This window comes from Pseudomonas sp. PH1b, assembly GCF_000633395.1.
GTDB lineage: Bacteria > Pseudomonadota > Gammaproteobacteria > Pseudomonadales > Pseudomonadaceae > Aquipseudomonas.
In genome coordinates this window covers 360,745-377,144 of sequence record NZ_AYMU01000007.1, presented here as the reverse complement: position 1 = coordinate 377,144, position 16,400 = coordinate 360,745, and the positions used below count along the sequence as shown (strand labels likewise).

23 protein-coding genes are annotated in these 16,400 nt (G+C 60.5%); all 23 read right to left on the bottom strand.

The genetic code is table 11. From position 1 onward, the window contains the following. Positions 1-195: 195 nt before the first annotated feature. Positions 196-711: a lysis system i-spanin subunit Rz gene (locus U873_RS0114375; RefSeq protein ID WP_025128919.1), complete on the bottom strand. Its 516-nt coding sequence runs from the start codon at positions 709-711 to the stop codon at positions 196-198. Then, a complete protein-coding gene (locus U873_RS0114370; RefSeq protein ID WP_025128918.1) occupies positions 708-1,259 on the bottom strand; it encodes a glycoside hydrolase family 19 protein in 552 nt (183 codons plus the stop codon). Before U873_RS0114370 ends, U873_RS0114375 begins: the two co-directional genes overlap by 4 nt. Positions 1,260-1,310: 51 nt before the next feature. Then, a complete protein-coding gene (locus U873_RS0114365) occupies positions 1,311-1,697 on the bottom strand; it encodes a phage tail assembly chaperone (RefSeq protein WP_025128917.1) in 387 nt (128 codons plus the stop codon). Between the two features lie 3 nt (positions 1,698-1,700). Then, positions 1,701-2,603: a hypothetical protein gene (locus U873_RS37250; protein ID WP_025128916.1), complete on the bottom strand. Its 903-nt coding sequence runs from the start codon at positions 2,601-2,603 to the stop codon at positions 1,701-1,703. After that, positions 2,604-3,212 (bottom strand): YmfQ family protein, encoded by a 609-nt coding sequence (locus U873_RS0114355; protein ID WP_025128915.1) that lies wholly within the window; start codon positions 3,210-3,212, stop codon positions 2,604-2,606. After that, entirely contained in the window at positions 3,200-4,240 is a 1,041-nt protein-coding gene (locus U873_RS0114350) for a baseplate J/gp47 family protein (protein ID WP_025128914.1), read from the bottom strand. Before U873_RS0114350 ends, U873_RS0114355 begins: the two co-directional genes overlap by 13 nt. Next, positions 4,230-4,628: a phage GP46 family protein gene (locus U873_RS0114345; RefSeq protein ID WP_025128913.1), complete on the bottom strand. Its 399-nt coding sequence runs from the start codon at positions 4,626-4,628 to the stop codon at positions 4,230-4,232. Before U873_RS0114345 ends, U873_RS0114350 begins: the two co-directional genes overlap by 11 nt. A 2-nt stretch (positions 4,629-4,630) precedes the next feature. Further along, positions 4,631-5,137: a phage baseplate assembly protein V gene (locus U873_RS0114340; RefSeq protein WP_025128912.1), complete on the bottom strand. Its 507-nt coding sequence runs from the start codon at positions 5,135-5,137 to the stop codon at positions 4,631-4,633. Next, the gene (locus U873_RS0114335) at positions 5,134-6,249 is read right to left on the bottom strand and encodes a phage baseplate assembly protein (protein WP_025128911.1); all 1,116 of its coding nucleotides are present in this window, start codon (positions 6,247-6,249) and stop codon (positions 5,134-5,136) included. Before U873_RS0114335 ends, U873_RS0114340 begins: the two co-directional genes overlap by 4 nt. A 3-nt stretch (positions 6,250-6,252) precedes the next feature. Further along, positions 6,253-7,503, bottom strand: coding sequence for a DNA circularization protein (locus U873_RS0114330; protein ID WP_025128910.1), 1,251 nt, complete (start codon positions 7,501-7,503; stop codon positions 6,253-6,255). 4 nt (positions 7,504-7,507) lie between these two features. After that, positions 7,508-9,562 (bottom strand): phage tail tape measure protein, encoded by a 2,055-nt coding sequence (locus tag U873_RS0114325; protein ID WP_025128909.1) that lies wholly within the window; start codon positions 9,560-9,562, stop codon positions 7,508-7,510. After that, positions 9,562-9,696 carry a hypothetical protein gene (locus U873_RS37245; protein ID WP_256244341.1) on the bottom strand — a complete coding sequence of 45 codons (135 nt, stop codon included), beginning with the start codon at positions 9,694-9,696 and terminating at the stop codon, positions 9,562-9,564. The genes U873_RS0114325 and U873_RS37245 overlap by 1 nt, the downstream gene beginning before the upstream one ends. Continuing rightward, complete coding sequence (locus tag U873_RS0114315) at positions 9,693-9,989, bottom strand: phage tail assembly protein (RefSeq protein ID WP_025128908.1); 297 nt, start codon at positions 9,987-9,989, stop codon at positions 9,693-9,695. The genes U873_RS37245 and U873_RS0114315 overlap by 4 nt, the downstream gene beginning before the upstream one ends. Beyond that, positions 9,986-10,333 (bottom strand): phage tail tube protein, encoded by a 348-nt coding sequence (locus tag U873_RS0114310; protein WP_025128907.1) that lies wholly within the window; start codon positions 10,331-10,333, stop codon positions 9,986-9,988. The genes U873_RS0114315 and U873_RS0114310 overlap by 4 nt, the downstream gene beginning before the upstream one ends. Before the next feature lie 57 nt (positions 10,334-10,390). Then, entirely contained in the window at positions 10,391-11,887 is a 1,497-nt protein-coding gene (locus tag U873_RS0114305; RefSeq protein ID WP_025128906.1) for a phage tail sheath subtilisin-like domain-containing protein, read from the bottom strand. Then, the gene (locus tag U873_RS0114300) at positions 11,887-12,087 is read right to left on the bottom strand and encodes a DUF2635 domain-containing protein (RefSeq protein ID WP_025128905.1); all 201 of its coding nucleotides are present in this window, start codon (positions 12,085-12,087) and stop codon (positions 11,887-11,889) included. Before U873_RS0114300 ends, U873_RS0114305 begins: the two co-directional genes overlap by 1 nt. Next, a complete protein-coding gene (locus U873_RS0114295; RefSeq protein ID WP_025128904.1) occupies positions 12,084-12,674 on the bottom strand; it encodes a hypothetical protein in 591 nt (196 codons plus the stop codon). Before U873_RS0114295 ends, U873_RS0114300 begins: the two co-directional genes overlap by 4 nt. Positions 12,675-12,740: 66 nt before the next feature. Next, positions 12,741-13,235 (bottom strand): SHOCT domain-containing protein, encoded by a 495-nt coding sequence (locus U873_RS0114290; RefSeq protein WP_025128903.1) that lies wholly within the window; start codon positions 13,233-13,235, stop codon positions 12,741-12,743. Between the two features lie 61 nt (positions 13,236-13,296). Continuing rightward, positions 13,297-13,818 carry a hypothetical protein gene (locus tag U873_RS0114285; protein ID WP_025128902.1) on the bottom strand — a complete coding sequence of 174 codons (522 nt, stop codon included), beginning with the start codon at positions 13,816-13,818 and terminating at the stop codon, positions 13,297-13,299. After that, positions 13,811-14,173: a head-tail adaptor protein gene (locus U873_RS0114280; RefSeq protein WP_025128901.1), complete on the bottom strand. Its 363-nt coding sequence runs from the start codon at positions 14,171-14,173 to the stop codon at positions 13,811-13,813. Before U873_RS0114280 ends, U873_RS0114285 begins: the two co-directional genes overlap by 8 nt. Positions 14,174-14,175: 2 nt before the next feature. Next, entirely contained in the window at positions 14,176-14,727 is a 552-nt protein-coding gene (locus tag U873_RS0114275; RefSeq protein ID WP_025128900.1) for a hypothetical protein, read from the bottom strand. Between the two features lie 3 nt (positions 14,728-14,730). Further along, positions 14,731-15,012: a hypothetical protein gene (locus U873_RS0114270; RefSeq protein WP_025128899.1), complete on the bottom strand. Its 282-nt coding sequence runs from the start codon at positions 15,010-15,012 to the stop codon at positions 14,731-14,733. Between the two features lie 48 nt (positions 15,013-15,060). After that, positions 15,061-16,383: a phage major capsid protein gene (locus tag U873_RS0114265; protein ID WP_025128898.1), complete on the bottom strand. Its 1,323-nt coding sequence runs from the start codon at positions 16,381-16,383 to the stop codon at positions 15,061-15,063. Positions 16,384-16,400: the final 17 nt, after the last annotated feature.

The window sequence follows — 16,400 nt, the reverse complement described above, 5'->3', positions numbered from 1 at the left end:
AGGAAACCCGGGGCGATTCAAAATGATTGAATTTGCCTTAAGTGTCTTGACTGGATAGTCCTGAGCAAACGCTGAAAAAGATGCAGCAACGGCGAGAGCGCCGACTAGAGCAAAGACTGGTTTCATGTGAACTCCTTTTGCTTGATAACCTTTCGTCATAATACCTACCCGTGATGGCAGAGCAATGGCAACCAACTACTGGCTGACCGCTCGAATGTAATCTTGGCAAGCAGCTAGGGCTATCAGTCCTTGGTCGCCGTCTCCTGTGATGGCGACAATTCGTTGAGCAGCCGCTGGGTCAAGTTCGGCTCGCGTACCTCCATGAACCAGGTCGCAGGCGCCGGGGGTGGTTGGCAACCCACCGCCACCACCCTGGGCGGCGGTGTTGAGTAGGACTGACAGCCGCAAATCAGCAGTAGCAAGCCGATCACGCAAGCGAGCCTGGTTCGTTTGAGCATCGCGCAATTCCTTGTAGTGGGTTTCGTCATTCGCCTGCAGGCGATCCTCCAGGGCACGGCGGGCGTCCTGCTGAGTTTCCTGCCAGTTGATCACCGCCGTGGCGGCCTGTTCGCGATCACTGCTGTACGCCTCGGCCTGGTCAGCCAGATCCTTGCCGTAGGCGTTGGCCTGCCACGTCCATGCCAGCCAACCACCTAGGGCGAACCCCAGCACCAGGGCCAGGGCTGGCAACAAACAACCCGGGGCCTTCAAGGCAGCACCTTCAACGCACGCTCATACAGCGCCTCGCGATCCGCCAGGCCGTTGGTACCGCCGTTGATGCGCTTGGTGATGGTGAGAAAGTCGCCCTTGTCGGCCAGGGTGTTCAGGCCGGCCTTCTGCCAGAACCACCCAGCCGACAGAGCAGCGTAGACCGGGCTTTCCAGCAGCTCCGGGGTGTTGAGCAGCCGAGCATCGCTGAACAGAGCTTCGCTGCAGGCTTCGTAGTTGGCGCGGCCGGTGACTTGAATCAGCCCCCTGCCCCGGTACTTCTGGCCGTCGCCGTCCGCTTCGGGGGTGTTACCCAGGCGCTTGGCCAGGGTGCCGGTGTCGTACTTGCTCAGGTACTGATCGCTGCCCAGCTCGCGCACGTACAGAAGCTGGCCGGACTCGTGGCCGATCTGCGCGATGAACGCCGCCATGCGCAGGCGGGTGATGATTGCGTACTTGCTCATGGCCGCGTTGAGAGCAGGAACAAAAACGCCGGCTTTAGCGCCGGCGTTGGGGAGGATCTGCAGCAGCTGCTGCGTTGTGATTGGCATAAGGAAAACCTCAGTGGTCAGAAATGAAAACGCCCCGTCAGCGCGGGGCGTTTACTCGACTTGCTCTGCTATCCAAGGCGGTGCTGCAGGCCGGCGTAGTGCATCGGGAAAGTCCGCCGATTGCGGCCAGTCACGCAGCGCCTGCATGTACACAAGCAGCTCCTTGAACTGCTCACCTGTCAGCGTTGCAGGGGCTTCAATCTCCAGTTGATCCCGGTGCCGCTCGCGCAACCACATCACCGATGACAGCTCGCCGTCGCGCCATTTGCGTTCTTCAACGGTCATCGAAATAGGCGATGGCTTGTTAAGCTCTTCGATTATGGCTCTGGCCCTTTTCTCAGAGATTGGCTTCAAGTGCTTTGGTGCAAACTTTTCCGCCGCATCCGCATCGTCATACGCGAAGAGTGCCCCGCTATTTTCGTCAAGATAGTATTCCAACTTTTAAGCCCTCAACTCTGCCCAGTGCGAGATTGTTGCGCCGCCTAAAAGGCCGACGGCATACGTGGAACCAGGTGGAATGATGGCTTGAACACAGTTGAAGTCGCTTCCCGTGCCGCCTTCCTGCCCCTGCTTTGAGACCACAACGCCGTCTACATGAATATACAGGCCGCGATCCGCTGTACTAGAAATGACGCTGACCATGATCGGTTTTCCAGTGCTGTTTAAGTACCCGACACCTGCAGCCCTAGACCCAAGCATGTCCCTCCATACTTGCCTGAAGCCGAGGCTGAAGTTCATGAACATGCTGGCCGTCATAGCCTTAAAACCATCACCGGCATTGACGTCAGCAAAGCCCGCAAGCATCACAGTACCGCGTGCCGCTTCGGTAGCCTGAGCGACGGCGGAGGCGTCTGCTTTGCTAGAAGGGTTAAAGTTGTGCGACATCCAGAAATGCCCGAGGTCGGTTGTATCAGCAGTCGCCTTGAGCTGCCCACCTGCTGACCAACCAATCTTAATCGCGCTGCTCGTTTGGCCTATGCCCGTGCCTTGCTGTACAGGGGGGAAGCCAAGCGGGGCCATGAATTTATTATTCGCTTCGTCCTTTGTGTAAGCGTTGTTAATGCCATAGCCTGCGAGGGTTGTCGCCTTATCTGCCTTTTTATTGAGGTCTTCTTTTGTAATACCGCTCTCAGCAACAATTTTATTAATTGCTTTGTATAGTTGATCATTATTTAATTCATCGGGCACTATTGATGCCGCCTTTAGAACATTCAGAATTTCAGTAGTAACACCATTCCCCCAGCTCGCCGGAATCAACGAGCCGACTTGCCCGGTAGTAGTGTTCTCGTCAACAAACTTGCCATTGACCAACCCCACGTTGGGCACACTCTTTGGATAATCCATTTACACACCTACACCGTAATTGATGAATTCCAGCGCATGCGCCGGAGCGCTGCGACGGATAACGCATTCAAGGGCGCCGCTCGGGTTGACCCCGAAACGCTCACCCCAATAGCTGGCCCCAAAGCGCCGCCCCAGGCGCCGACGCGGCCCCGTGTTCAGCGTCCACATGAACTGTGCAGCCCAGGTGCCGAAGTGGACTGCGCCAAAACGGGAGCGGCCAAACCTAGGTGCCCGGTGCTCCGTGACGGTGGCTTCGGGATAGCCGAGGCGCACCGCGATCTCGATGAAGTAGCCACAGGATTGCCCGCCGACCGCCGTCAGCCGTTGACGCACCGCCAGACGGCGGTCCTCAAATACCGGTTCAAGCCCAATGCAAGGATCTGGCAGCCCCATGACGCGCTCCCAGTCCGGCACCAGCTCATTCACGCCACCGGCATCCATCTCATTCAGCAAGGCGAAGGCCCGGGCTTCGATGCGCGCCAGCTCCTGCGACAAGCCAGTCAGCACTGACGCCAACTCAGGGACGCGCTCAGGCTCCCAGGCCGGCCCCGCCGGGAGCAGCGCCCTCAACTGAGCCCGGTATTGATCCGCTGTTCTTAAGCCAGCCATAGGCAGCCCCCATACGTCAGCAACTCGTTAGGCTTCGCTGTTACATCAGCAACCGGCGCCACCAGTTGGTGGTCCCACTCACCAGCGGATCCGCTGATGGCTTCGGCGATGTGAGTCAGCAAAAGGGGCTCACCCAGGGCCGCCTCTCGCGCATGCAGATCACGCAATTGCGCCTCGACTGCAGCCCGAACCGCAGAGGTGTCCGGGTTCAGCCGGATGCTGTACACCACCGATTTGCGCGTGGGGGCCAGGACATACACCTCAGCCGTTACCGGGCGCCGGGGTTCGATGTACTGCTTCACCTCGGCCAGCTGTTCAACCGTTGGCACCGGGTCGGCATCGTCATCGCGCATCACAAACACCGCCACGGTGCCCGGCCCCAGATACAGCCGCCGGGTCCAGGCCCGGGTTATGCCGGGGCATTCCAATGCCCAGGTTTCATAGTCATCCGCCGAGCCGCCATGAGGTATCACGCGATAGGACTGAATCACCCGGGCCCGCAATGACTCAACGCTTTCCTGGGCCACACCGCCCTGCAGGCCGGGAGCCAGGACAGTGAACGAGTCCGCCACCCCCTGGACCGGCTGAACGAGGTTTAGCACCAGGCCGGCGTCCGCATTGCCCAGCGTTCCAGCGTCCACCGCTTCAAGCGTCGCGGTGTTGGTACCCGCAACCGTGGTTACTCCTGCAGTGACGCGGTAGGCCCGGCCATCACTGGCCTGCAATACGGTGTCCGCGTCCAGCACTGCGCCGGCGACCGCGGTAAAGCTGGCCGTACCTTGGGCCGGCTGCGCAGCCTTCCGTGGTTGATTAAGGCGAAGGGAGGCGATCCGCTCCAGCGTTTCGACTTCAGCCGTGTCCGGCAGAATCTGCTCGGCGATCCAGCCCAGGTAACCATACAGGCCGAAGGCAGCACCGCTCAGCGTTCGGGCCAACACCTGAGCATCGGAGCGCCGCAACGCATCGCCGGCCAGGTCGCTTTGCGTGCGATTGACCAGCACGGGAAGCGTGGGGGTTTCAAACGGCATAAATCACCTGCCATAGCTCTGTTGGGTGGATCTCCAGGCGTTCGCCCGTGGAGATAGTCAGGATCACACCGAGGTTCAGGCGGCTGTCCGTGGCCCGCTCGCTGCGTATCTCGATGCGAATGACCTCGCCGTCGTCGAGCAGCCATTGCAGAGCCTCCCGAGCATAGAACTCGGCATCGAGCTGGGTTTCTCGGGTGAGCTTTACCCGGCGTAACAGCCAGAGGCGAGAGCCGATCCGGTCATCGACCACCGCCGGGAAGCTGTCGCCCCACCAGCCGAAGCGCTCTTCATCGTCAATCGGGTCATCGGTCGCGGCACGGCGCCAGGTAAACAGGCTGATCACCACCGCCCGAACAAGCGAGGTTTCAAGGGTTCCCGATATGATCATCGTCAGCCCCCTGGAACTGGCTTAGTGGTCTGGCCTGGGCCTGGCATGACGCCGCCGTGAATGTGATTGATCTGGCTGATCCCACCGGCAATCTGGTCACCCTGTGAAACGATCTTTCCTGTCTGGGTGAGCAGCGGCGTATCGATGTTCACGGCGGTACTGGCGGTGATGTTCAGCGTCTCGGTGACGACCTCGATCACACGCCCGCGCTTGAGGTGCACCTTGTCGCCTTCGTCGCTGTAGATCGCGACCTCGCCGGGCTTCAACTCCTGCACGCGGTACCGGCGATCTGAAGCCACCAGTACCACCCCATGGGACCGATCCCCACCGAGGAACGCGGTCAACACTTCAGCCCCCGCCAGTGGGTTACTGGTGAGGCCATAGGGTTCGAAGTGTTCAACCTTGTCCTTCACTTCTCCAGCCGTCAGCCGCACCTGCAGGGTTTGCAGCTTCTTCGCCGCGTCAGCCAGTACCACCGTGCCGCGGGCAAGCATCTTCATCAGGCTCATTTTTTAGGCTCATAGTCAGCGGGAATCAGGTATTCGAAGTTGTCGCCCTTGCCGCCCTTCTTCAGCTTGCGGTTCTTGTGGGAATCGTCCGGCTCGGGCTCAAATCCATCCGGCGGGCCGACCAACATTTTCGTGGTCATACCCTGGTCGCTCAGGCTGTAGGTGATCTCGGCGATCAGCATGTCGCGGTCGAAGCCAATGATCGGATCCACAACACGGACGATCATGTTGTGCTTCCACAGCTGACCGTTCGATTGCCGCCAGCCCTGCACCGTGTAGGTCGCGGAAAGCGCTTTGCCCATCCGCGTACTGCGCTCCCAGTTGGCCCGGGCCTGGGCCAGCTCCTGGGTGACCTGCCCCGACTCCTGAATGATCTTCACGCGCCGTCGGGTCGTTCGTTCATCCGTGACCTTGGCCGACACCTCCGCCGCGGCTTCACCAAATTCTTCATCGGTACCGGTCTTTTGCCCCAGCACCTGGTACTCCGAATACACCCCCGAGAAGTCGAGCGGAGCATCGCCGGCTTTGATGTTCCGCCCCACGGCCAGGGCATCGAAGGCCCGCCCCTCGCTGCCCGGTTTGGCGAGCACTGCCATACCGCGGGCGTCATCAGTGGAGAACACCCGGAACAGCGTCAGCAGCCGGTCAATGGACTCAAATGCCGACTCGCCGGGCTCGATGGTGTGGTCGGATAGCTTTGAGCTTTCAGGGATCTCGCTGCGCACGGCGATCTTGTAGGGCGCAGCCAGCGCCTTGACAATCGACAGCACACCCTGGCTGTTCCACTGCCCCGGCTTGTTCACCGCGGCGCAGTCCACCAGATCCGCCGGCAGCGACCGCCCGGTGACCGACTGAGTGATCTGCTTGTCGTCATAGCTGATCGGCGTACCGAACACCCAGCCGGTTAGCACCAGGTCATCACCGATGCTCACCTGACACTTTGCACCCTGTTTGATCGGCACCTCGATCTTCTGATCGCCCCACTTCCAGGTAATACCGAGGTTGAAGTCCCGGGCCTGGCGCTCCAGCCCTGCCGAGATTTCCACTGATTTCCAGCCGCTGTAATCCACACCGTCAACCGTGAGGCTGACGACGTTCTGTGTATCGAGCATGGGTTACTCCCGAGCGATCTTGAGCGGGACCGGCGGCACAAAGCCGGGGTGCTGAATGCGGTTGCGCTGCACCACCTCCCCCGCCCGCGTGGCGTCGCCGAAGCGTCGGTAAGCCAGCACCAGGGCCGGCAGCACTTCGTCGGGGGTGATCTCCACCAGCCGCACGCCAGACTGGGCGACGGCGGTCAGGTGCTTCACCAGCGTCTGGCGAAGGTTGGTCAGGGCCTGATAGTGCCGCGGGTCCGCTTTGAGGGAGGCCTCATAGATCGCCTCGCTCAGGCTGTCCCGCAGCTCAATGACATCATCCGCCACGGGCACCTCGGGCCGTTCAACCGGCTGCACAGCCTGCTGATCAACCGATGGGGTGGAGTCGTTCGATACTGGCTGACTCGCCACCGGCATCTCGCTGACGATCAGCGCCACCTGTACCAGTAGCGCGTCCTGCACCAGGTCAGCCGTAGCCTGTGCGGCTGCGTTCGTGTCAGCCCCTGCGGCCTGGCTCACCGTGTTGATGCCCGTCACCGCCTCGCTGTGCTGTGTCGCTGACGCAATGGAACCGCGATAGCTGGATCCAGGGCTTGAGAAGTCCAGGCCGGTGAAGTCGCTGAAGTAGCTGGAGAACAACGCCCCCAGCGCTCCGGGCGAGTTGATCAGCGACTGCACAAAACCACTGAGGTTCGTGAACAGGCCCACCAGCGGCGCGAACTGCTGCTGAATCACGCTATAAACGCTCGACAAGCTATTGCGCAAACCGATGATGCCCAGGCGAGCCTGGTCAACTTTCGCCATCGCCGCTTTGTACCGGGCCAGCGCGGAGTCCAGCAGACCTTCCGACGACTTGACCACCTGCTGCTGGGTGTTGACGCGGGCCACCGGGAATTGCAGCGGCTTATCCGGATAAAACACCACGTCGAAGGCGACCAGGCCGCCCTCGCGTCGGCTGTGGTTCATCTCACATTCGCCGGCCTTGACCTGCATTCGCCCGAGCCAGGGGTGCACCAGTTCCCCTGCTCCCCGGGTTTGGACTGCCTCAAGAAATTTGTCACGCCGCTCGAAACAGTCGTCACCGATGATCCACACCGTCAGGGCGTGAACCTGCGACTGCCGGCCCAACTGCTCAAAGTACGGTTCATCCCGCTGGGGGAATTCGTGCAACTGGCCTTTCATGCCCACCGGCACCGCGGCCCGGTCAATCAGAAAGCTGATGCCTCTGAATGACGCCGGCAGCAGTTCGTCGCGCCATGTCCTTTCCATTCTGCTACCTCTCTGCACCGACAGTGCGCCGCCCAACGTTCGGCTTGATGTTCAGGCCGCGCTGGTTGGTTTTCGACTCTTCGACCGTGGACCCGGGCGGCGCGCCGTTGAGGTTGATATCGATCTGGCCCTTCAGGCTTTGGGCGTTTGCTGCGGCAGTCTGCTGCAGCAGGCTGCCCGGTGGCGGAACCTGGCCCGGCGCCCGCAACAGATCGCCGGCACTGGCCCCGCCCTGGGTCTTGTTCAAGAACGATTGCCGCTCTTGCATGACCTTCGCAGCGTCCGAGCGCAGGAAGTCACCGGTACCGCCGCCCTCCCCGGCATTGCGCTTGCGCTGTTCCTCAGCGAAGGCGTTTGCCTTATCGGTCGCGGTCTTGATGATTCCGTCACCACCCTCCCCGGCGCCCATAAAGCGCAGGATCGGCTCAATGATGGGTTTGATCTTTTCCCACAACCCCTTGAACCAAGCGGTGATCGGCTCCCAGTTCTGGATGATGATTCCCAACGGGGACCAGTCGAACATGTGCTTTATGAGATCCCAGGCCGGGCCCGAGATCGCAACCAACACCCCCCAGATGGCCTTGAAGAACTCGGTCAGCGGCCCCCAGTTTTCGATCACCAAGCCCAGCGGAGTGAAAGCGAAGGCTTGTTTAAACCAGCCCCACAACACCATGGCCGGCCCCTTGATCTTCTCCCACAGCGCCTGAAAGTACGGCCCGACGGTGGACCAGTTGGCGATCAACAACCCTGCTGCCAACGCGATACCCCGCACAATCAGCCCCACGGGAGAAATGGACGTCACGGCGCCGAACACCTTCATGGCGACCGTACTGGCCAACACCGCCAAGCGAAGGACGCCAAAGGCAATACCCGCCCCGAGAACGCCCTTGATCACCTCGGGATGCTCCGCCGCCAGGGCGGACACTTCAGAAATCAGCGGGCCGATGGTGGTCAGGACATCATTGAGCGGCGGCAACAGTACACTGCCGATCTCAATGCCCAACCGGGTCACCTTGTTTTGCATGAGCTGCAAGGCGTTGGCCGTCGTCTTGGATCGCGTCTCATACTCAAGCTGCATCGAGCCGGCGAACTTGCCCTCTTTGCCTACCGCGGCAAAGCTGGTTTTCAGCAGGTCCAAGTTGGTCAGCATGGGGGCAATCGCCGACACCGACTCAGTGCCGAAAAGCTGCGTGAGCAAGCCGGCCTGCTTCGCTGGGTCAACCTTCGCAATGCGATCAAGAACGTCCTGAATCGTGCCCTGAGCGTCTTGCTGCATGCCCTTGGCAACCTGCTTCACGTCGAGGCGCAACGACTTGAACGCCTGTGATTGCTGCTTCGTTGCCGCGCCTCCCTTGGTGAGGGCCAGCATAAAGTTCTTCATGCCTGTTGCAGCTACTTCGCTCGGCACGCCCACCCCCGCCAAGGTGGCACCCATGGCAGCGATCTGGCCCGAGGAAAGCCCCGCGATGCCCCCCAGCGCGCCAATGCGGGTCACGATGTCCGCGACCTGCTGCGCTGATGAAGGCCCGGTGTTACTCAGATAGTTGATCTTGTCCGCCAGAGCCACCACTTCCGGCTGGGTCATTTTGAAAGAGGTTCGCCACTTGGCCATCATGTCGCCGGACTGGTCGGCGGTCTGGTCAAAGGCAACACCCATCTTTACCGCGTCTTCAGCAAACTGCTTCAGCTCTTCCCGAGCAAAGCCGGCCTGACCGCCTGCAGCAACAATCGCGGCAATGCCGCTCGCTGCCATCGGCATCCGCTCAGACATCCCGAGCACATCCTGGCCCATCTGTTTGAACTGTTCCGGGGTGTCGAAATCCACCACCTTGCGCACGTCCGCCATGGACGATTCAAAGTCGATGGCCGCCTTCGCCCCAGCCACAAAGGGCGCGGCGAATGCACCACCCTGCAGCAGATCCCGGAAACCAATCTTGCCCAGGCCGGAGCTTTCCATCTGCTTGCGAAAGCCCGCAACGTTCTTGCGGATCCCGGTGAGCGTTGGCGACAGCTTGTCAACGCCCGTGATCAACGCCTTGAGCTGGAACTTGTCCGCCATCACTGCACCTGCTGGGATTGGTTTATCCGCTGGGCGTGGCTCAGCGATTCAAGAATGAGGTCCAGGGGCCTGGCCATCATCTGTTCGGGGTCGATCTTCCAGAACCAGGCCAGGTCGTAGGCCAGCGCGATCAAGTCGTCGATGGCGTGGACGCCGCAGTCATGAAAAAACTGGCCACCGCCCAGCTCAAAGCGTTCAGATCGACCAGATCCAATTGGTTAACCGACGAAGGCGGGATGCCCGCACACACCGCGATGTATTTGGCGGCGACATCCATGTCGAGGCCGACCTCTTCGCTCTTGTCGATCTTGTAGGGCAGCGCCTTGATAGCCCGCACCTCCTGCACCGTCGGGCGGCGCAGGGTCAGCTCGACCAGCGTTTCACCGTGGGCCTCAATCGGCACCTGCAGCTTGATTGCTTGACTCATTGCCAGGTCCCCTTGATGCCGTTGAATTCGAATTCGGCGGTACCGTCGTCGCCCTTGTAGGAGGGCTCACCGACCAGATAGGCCCCTGCCAGTACATACACCTTGCCGTTCTTGAACTCGCAGGTGACCGTCATGTCACGCCCGTTGACGATCTTCTTGAAGTCCAGATCCGGGGCCAGGATGGCGGTCATCTTCAGGTATGCCGGCAAGTCTTCTTCCTTGTAGAACCCCGGCGCGACCGTCTCTCGCTTCACCGTCATCAACGGAGCCTCGGCCCCTCCCGTGACAGTGAATTGCGCCCCGTCGACCTTGACGTAGGTGGTACCCGCTACTAATTGACCCATGGTCTTCTCCCGAATGAAAAAGCCCGCTCATGGCGGGCTGTAGGTGCAATGGCTGCGTTACGCCGCCGCGTCGTACTGCAGGCGGAACTGATTGAGCAGCGCGAAGATGCGCAGGCCGTTGATGTAGTCCGGCGGGAACAGGACGTTTACACGGCTCGGGTCACGCGAATCACGCTCGACCACCAGGTGCTCGGCAAACAGCTCGGCGTTCTCCACGTGCCCTTCCAGCTCCAGCTTGGCGTACTGGGCAATCAGCTCACCGCGGATAGTGCTCGGCGTGACAATCGGCTGGCCGGCGCCAAACCGGGTACCGTCGTTCGCCAGCTTGTGGCGCCCATACTTACTGGTGATCACGCTTTGCATCCGGCGGATGATGAACGCCGACTGGTGCATGGTTTCGCTGTCCAGGTAGGAGTTATCTGCCTGGCCGTAGGCGTTCTTCTGGTAGGTGGTGATTGAGCGCTGAATGCGCACATAGCCCCCCTCGTAGTACGCCGTAGCGATCCCATAGCTCAGCAGCGACTGACGCTCAGTGAGGGTGAAACGCTCACTGGCCGGGGCCGGATCCAGGCCCGGCAGCGACCCGCTTTGCGTGGGGCGGCTGGCATCGGCGGAAATGAAGACTGACGTCCGTGCCGCCAGGGCCGCGGCCTGGACCCACACCGGCTGCGGCACACCGTTTTCAAGGGCCTGGATGGTGATGTGCTGATCGTTGCGCGCCTGACCGGCTGCCACCAGGGTACCGACGGTGCCCCGCTTCGCGCTGTACACATGACCGAACAACTGCTTGGCCCAGCTCCAGCGCCCCACGTTGTCATCCATGACCGCCTGCCACTGGTTCAGCGTGGTGGTGTCGGACCAGGGCACACAGATGAATTCGAAGGGTTCATCACCCAACGCGGCAATGGCGTCTACCTGATCCGGAACGCCCGCGCCGCCCAGCATCTGGGTCAGCTCAACGGTCAACCCCGCCGGGGTAAACTCGCCATTGGTCTTGCCCAGGCGGTTCAGGACGATGCCGATATCGTTGCCGCTCTCGCCCGACCATTTACAGGTCAGCGTCACGACGCCGGCAGCAGCGCTGGCAGTCACTGGCAGATCGGCGGCGGCATTGATTTTTACCGCGAGTGCCGAGGCGGCCACCGCGGCAGTTGCTGCCGCTGTGACGGTGGCCTGAACACGAACACCGCCTACATACAGGCTCAACAGACCGGCCTCGGTGGCAGTGCCGGACAGAGTGACCTTGGCCGCTGCCTTGACCCCCTCAGTGCTCAGCAGCGGCAAACACCAGATCTCGCCAATGGGATCTGCCTTGCGCCAGGTGTCGTACATCGCGGCGAGCATCGACCCTTGGCCGCCGATGCTTTTCGCCAATGCCACGCTGGGCACCAGCACCAACTTGCCGGCACCTTCGCTGGGTGCGTTGTCGTTCACCTGGGCGACGATCAAGCGGCGCATGGCCGAAGCGGCGGTGTTTGCTGCGGAGTTGTCCATTTCCGCATAGAACAGCGGAACGCGGATATCCGCGGGGATGTTGCTGAATCCGATAGCCATTACTTCGGCCCCTCTTGAGTCGCCGCGGCGACGGCCTTGGCGGGTTTGGTTGGCTTGAGCGTCACGTCGTCATCCAACAGACGACGGCGCCACCAAGCGTTATCCGGAACTTCCCGCCCCTCAGCCGGCAACAGATCGCCGGCTTCTGGGTCAGGCACTGCGCGGCCCGAGGACGGTACCACTGTGATGCGCTGGGTCATGGTGTTGCGTCTCCTGAAAATTTGACTTCGATGCGCCCATCCGGGCCGGGCTGCCGCAGGTTGGGATCCGCCGGATCGATGCAGTCCATGTTGAAAGTCGCCCCCTCAAACGGCACGAGGCCATCCGCTGCCAGCTCGGCCCAGGTTTCGCCAGGCTCTTGGGGAAGGTTGCGGCCAAGCTGGAAGGACGCGACGAAGGTCATCTGATACACGACCCGAGCGCGGCTGAGGTGGAGCAAGGCGCCCTTGCCGTACTCCAGAGGCGTGTACTCGGGCGCCGGCTTCCAGCCAATCAGCGAACGCCACAACTCGGCCCTGATGTCGTGCAATAGGTCGTTGGCTTCCTGCCCTCGTTCGTCCGTGGCCTCAAGAACGACGACAACGGCGAACTGGTCCGTGATCCGCTGAAGTACTGTGTTCTGTGCCTGGTTATCGTCTGCCGCATCGGCGGATGCGATCACGTAGGCGGCCGGCAAATCCAACTTGGCGCTTTCCGCCACAGCATCCCAATCAATGCCGCCCGTGACCCTATGGGCAAAGGTCGGACAGGTCGCCCGCAACTGAGCAACAACAGGGTTTAATTTCATGTGGGATATTCCAGGCATAAAAAAACCCCGCAGCTGCGAGGTTTTCAGATGTTCATTTAGCCGAACTTAGAGGCGGGCCAATATCTCTGCCTTCTTTGCTGCGAACTCTTCTTCACTGATAACACCCGCATCTTTCAAACCTGAAAGTTTCTTGAGTGTTTCAGTCAAGTCCTCAGCAGCAGGCGCAGCCGGCTGACTGGCTTGGGGCTGAACTTTGGCCGCCCTGATCGCCTCAAGAATAAGGCTCTTCAGGCGTTCAAAGTCCCCGGTCACACCTTTGGAGAAAAAGACACTGTTGTCATCTTGTGCTGCAGCACTAGCACCTCCCTGTGTCTCCAAACTTCCCGAGTGGATAATCTGGATGAAAGGCTTGTTCATTAACGAACCAGGCTCTAAGCGAATGCCCGTAACCGCTGAAAGAGGGATGTCCTTATTTCCTCGCCCCTGCCCAGAGAGCTGACTGAGCGCCCCAAACACACCAGTTCGACGGATTAAAACTTCCGAACCAGTGAACGTAATTTCCCCTGTTGATCCCTTCGCAGTAAACGGCAAGCCACTCATAACAGACACTCCATGTTAAAGCCGAGATCCTAACGCAAAAAAACTGCAGCTTGCAGCCCTGCTATCGCAAGGCATCAGCGAAGGCTGCCGAGAGGATCCCCCTCACATCAGAACTTGAATCCTGCAGCGCATCCGCCATGTAGTTGTCACGTGGCTTAATACGCCACTCCCCCGCTGCACGCTCGGCTATAGCCGCCGCACGCGCACCAGCGGCTCGCCGGTTGGACTTTCCTTTGCCCTTTCCTGGCGACAGCTTGCCCAGGCGCCTGCCGCGCTTCACCCCGTAGTGCAGGTAGGCCGGGTAAAACTCAGCCATGGCCGCAGTTTTCCGGGGGGCGATCTTCACCAGGAAGCCCGAGCGGGACACCTTGAAGGCAATCGACTCCAATGTCGCCCCGGTGCGATTGACCGGGTAGCCTTCCTGGCCCTTGCCTAGTGCGAGGTTCATCTGGGCCCGCTGGGTAACCAAGCGGCCAGCTTTGCGCATCCCGGCGCGGATCGCCTTCTTGTCGAAAGCATCACGCTGGAAGTTGTCGAAGCCTTCGAAGTGCAGATAGCCCTCGACCGAGGCAGAGTTAGACATAGACCCCCCCACCTGCCTTTTGCGGCCCCAACTCTTCCACTTCAAGCAAGGTGTACCGCCGGCCCCCGTTCATTTCAGCCACCCGACGAACTCGGTAAATAGTCCCCGCATACACCACTTCATGCGCCTCGCTCATCCCAGCAAGCAAATAGAGAGTGACCCTATGGGTCACCCTGTTATCAACCTGAACCCCCGCGTTGTAAACGGCAGTGCCGACAGGCTCGATCTTCGCCCAGCGCCACTTCTCAGTCGAAAAGACCGGAACCACCCCCAGGTCATCTGCGGGCTTATCGCTCCGCAAGCGAATCAGTATCCGCCGGTCGAACTCCCCGGCGCTTGGCTCGCGCATAGCCATAGTCAGAACCTCGGTGGCACGGTGATATCGGCCAGCAAGTGGTCAAGAAAGCTCGACGGCAGTTCGGCCAGCGCCTGACCAACGATGAACATTTCCGGATGTTTGAGCGCGGTAGCCGCCGCCATCAGCATCCAGTTGCGCACCCCAGGCCACAGCGCCAGGTCAAGGCCGGCGTTGTACCGGATACGAAGCTCACCCGAAGGCCGCCCCTGCGGAAAGAAGAGAAAGCTCTCTCGCTGACCCTGGCGAAGATCAAATGGCCCGGGAACGCTGCTCCAGGCCCCTCCCTGAGACATGACAGACACCGACACAACCTCGGATGCCTGCCCCCAATCAAGATGGTGGCCGCCCGGGAAGTGGCCCGGCCAATCCTCTTCAAACAGCGCCGCCCGAATCGAAGCGCCGGTCTTTGACTCACACTGCGTAGTCACGCCCGGGATGATGATCTCGCCCACCAGATCCGCGTCCAAGTCTTCCAGCTCGATTCGGCACTGCTGGGCAACCTGGGCCAGGGTAAGCACCGGCTCACCGATATACTCGATTCGACGGGCCATGGCTTATGGCTTCTCGTCGTCAGCACCAGCAGCACCTGATGCACTGGCGTTTCCTGCCCCTGAATCACTGGTATCAGCCGAACCCGGTTCGGCGGGCTCGCTGGCCGCTTTCGAGGTCGAAGACCTGCCCTTTCTGCTAGGCCGACCGTCACCGCCCTCCTCATACCTCTCCGCGAATCCTTTCGCCTCCAGCCCGGCCACTACAGCCTCATCGAAGCCGGCCAACTCTTCAGCGGAATAACCGCGCCACGCCTTGAGAAACCGCACAACAATCAGATTGCTCATCACTCTTACCTCAGATATGCACAGCCCCGCGAAAGCGGGGCCGGCGGATTACATGCCGGCGCCCCACTTGACGCCGATTGCAACGACGATGCATTCAACGTGACGCGGGCCAAAGTCGTGTTTTGCGATTACCTTGACCAGGGTCTGATCACGCTGGAACGCGCTCACCATGTTGCCTTCAGCGTCCTTGTAGGAAGCCTCGCTGCTGAACGAGATAGTGAGGTCCATGTCTTCACCGATCATCATGTCGGCGAAGTTGACGAAGTAAAACTCAGTCTCGTTGCCACCAGCGCCGAGGTTCACCGGGATCTGATTGCTCAGGCCAACCGGATAGCCCTTGAACAAGCCCTGTTCAATTTCCGGATACGCCTTGTTGCCATTGCCATCACGCAATGCCTGCAACCAGCGAAGTACACGCGGATGCATCAACCAACCGCAGTCCTTCATCATCACGTTGGCGGTTTCGATGCGAAGCATCATGCCGCCGCAGAACAGGTCGATCTTTTCCAGGGTGAGGTTCGCAACATCGGGCGCAGACAACACGTTGAACGCCTGCGCCCAGTAACGCATACCCTTGGGTAACGAGCCGGTACCGTCGGCACGGATGAAGTGCAGGTCTTCCGAAAGCCCCATCGAAACCGCCAGATCACTGACCACGATGCCGTCGATTCGTGGGTTGACCCCGGCGTTTGCAATCAGGTCATTAGAGATCGGAACAATTGCCGCCGCTTTCTTCGCAGACAGCTTGGTATCGGCAAACGTCATACCAGTGATTGGAATATCCGTTTCAGTACCGATGTAAGTGACGACCGTGTTACCGGTAATGCGTGGCATGGTCAGATTGCCGTTGTTCAACGGCAGGCTTCGGGTGCCCATCTTTCGCACGACCGACATGGGCCGCAGCGCTTCAATGATCTCGGTCGCAAAGTTTTGCGGTACCAGAACCCCACCAGCACCAGGGGTTACGGTGCTCAGCGCCATGGCGACATCAGGGGAAAACCCACCTTGCTGCGCCATCAGGGCCGCCTGCTGCTGGTTGCCCTGGGCTGCGGCAAGCAGGCGCACCATCTGAGCCATACGAACACCTGGTGGCGCGGCCTGAGTAAATGGCCCAGAAATACCACTAGCAGGTGGGCCATTCTGGCCTTGTGCCGATTCGTTGAGCGGTACTGCACTCGCTGCGGCCATACGCTCGGCTTGCTCGGCCCGGCTGATCTTGTCCGTGAGCGCGTTGAACTGGGCTTCCAGGCTGGTGAACTGCGACAGCTGATCCGCCGAGAGGGTTTCTCCAGCGGCTTCGAGCTTCGCCAGGGCCTGGATCGACTCGTTGAGCTGCGCGCGTTCGCTACGCAATTGAAGTACAAGGGACATGGTGCCTCCTGGGCATA

Excerpts from the sequence above, each read along its gene's own strand:
- U873_RS0114370 (WP_025128918.1), bottom strand. The coding sequence starts at position 1,259 with ATGCCAATCACAACGCAGCAGCTGCTGCAGATCCTCCCCAACGCCGGC.
- U873_RS37250 (WP_025128916.1), bottom strand. The coding sequence starts at position 2,603 with ATGGATTATCCAAAGAGTGTGCCCAACGTGGGGTTGGTCAATGGCAAG.
- U873_RS0114355 (WP_025128915.1), bottom strand. The coding sequence starts at position 3,212 with ATGGCTGGCTTAAGAACAGCGGATCAATACCGGGCTCAGTTGAGGGCG.
- U873_RS0114350 (WP_025128914.1), bottom strand. The coding sequence starts at position 4,240 with ATGCCGTTTGAAACCCCCACGCTTCCCGTGCTGGTCAATCGCACGCAA.
- U873_RS0114345 (WP_025128913.1), bottom strand. The coding sequence starts at position 4,628 with ATGATCATATCGGGAACCCTTGAAACCTCGCTTGTTCGGGCGGTGGTG.
- U873_RS0114340 (WP_025128912.1), bottom strand. The coding sequence starts at position 5,137 with ATGAGCCTGATGAAGATGCTTGCCCGCGGCACGGTGGTACTGGCTGAC.
- U873_RS0114335 (WP_025128911.1), bottom strand. The coding sequence starts at position 6,249 with ATGCTCGATACACAGAACGTCGTCAGCCTCACGGTTGACGGTGTGGAT.
- U873_RS0114330 (WP_025128910.1), bottom strand. The coding sequence starts at position 7,503 with ATGGAAAGGACATGGCGCGACGAACTGCTGCCGGCGTCATTCAGAGGC.
- U873_RS0114325 (WP_025128909.1), bottom strand. The coding sequence starts at position 9,562 with ATGGCGGACAAGTTCCAGCTCAAGGCGTTGATCACGGGCGTTGACAAG.
- U873_RS0114315 (WP_025128908.1), bottom strand. The coding sequence starts at position 9,989 with ATGAGTCAAGCAATCAAGCTGCAGGTGCCGATTGAGGCCCACGGTGAA.
- U873_RS0114310 (WP_025128907.1), bottom strand. The coding sequence starts at position 10,333 with ATGGGTCAATTAGTAGCGGGTACCACCTACGTCAAGGTCGACGGGGCG.
- U873_RS0114305 (WP_025128906.1), bottom strand. The coding sequence starts at position 11,887 with ATGGCTATCGGATTCAGCAACATCCCCGCGGATATCCGCGTTCCGCTG.
- U873_RS0114300 (WP_025128905.1), bottom strand. The coding sequence starts at position 12,087 with ATGACCCAGCGCATCACAGTGGTACCGTCCTCGGGCCGCGCAGTGCCT.
- U873_RS0114295 (WP_025128904.1), bottom strand. The coding sequence starts at position 12,674 with ATGAAATTAAACCCTGTTGTTGCTCAGTTGCGGGCGACCTGTCCGACC.
- U873_RS0114290 (WP_025128903.1), bottom strand. The coding sequence starts at position 13,235 with ATGAGTGGCTTGCCGTTTACTGCGAAGGGATCAACAGGGGAAATTACG.
- U873_RS0114285 (WP_025128902.1), bottom strand. The coding sequence starts at position 13,818 with ATGTCTAACTCTGCCTCGGTCGAGGGCTATCTGCACTTCGAAGGCTTC.
- U873_RS0114280 (WP_025128901.1), bottom strand. The coding sequence starts at position 14,173 with ATGGCTATGCGCGAGCCAAGCGCCGGGGAGTTCGACCGGCGGATACTG.
- U873_RS0114275 (WP_025128900.1), bottom strand. The coding sequence starts at position 14,727 with ATGGCCCGTCGAATCGAGTATATCGGTGAGCCGGTGCTTACCCTGGCC.
- U873_RS0114270 (WP_025128899.1), bottom strand. The coding sequence starts at position 15,012 with ATGAGCAATCTGATTGTTGTGCGGTTTCTCAAGGCGTGGCGCGGTTAT.
- U873_RS0114265 (WP_025128898.1), bottom strand. The coding sequence starts at position 16,383 with ATGTCCCTTGTACTTCAATTGCGTAGCGAACGCGCGCAGCTCAACGAG.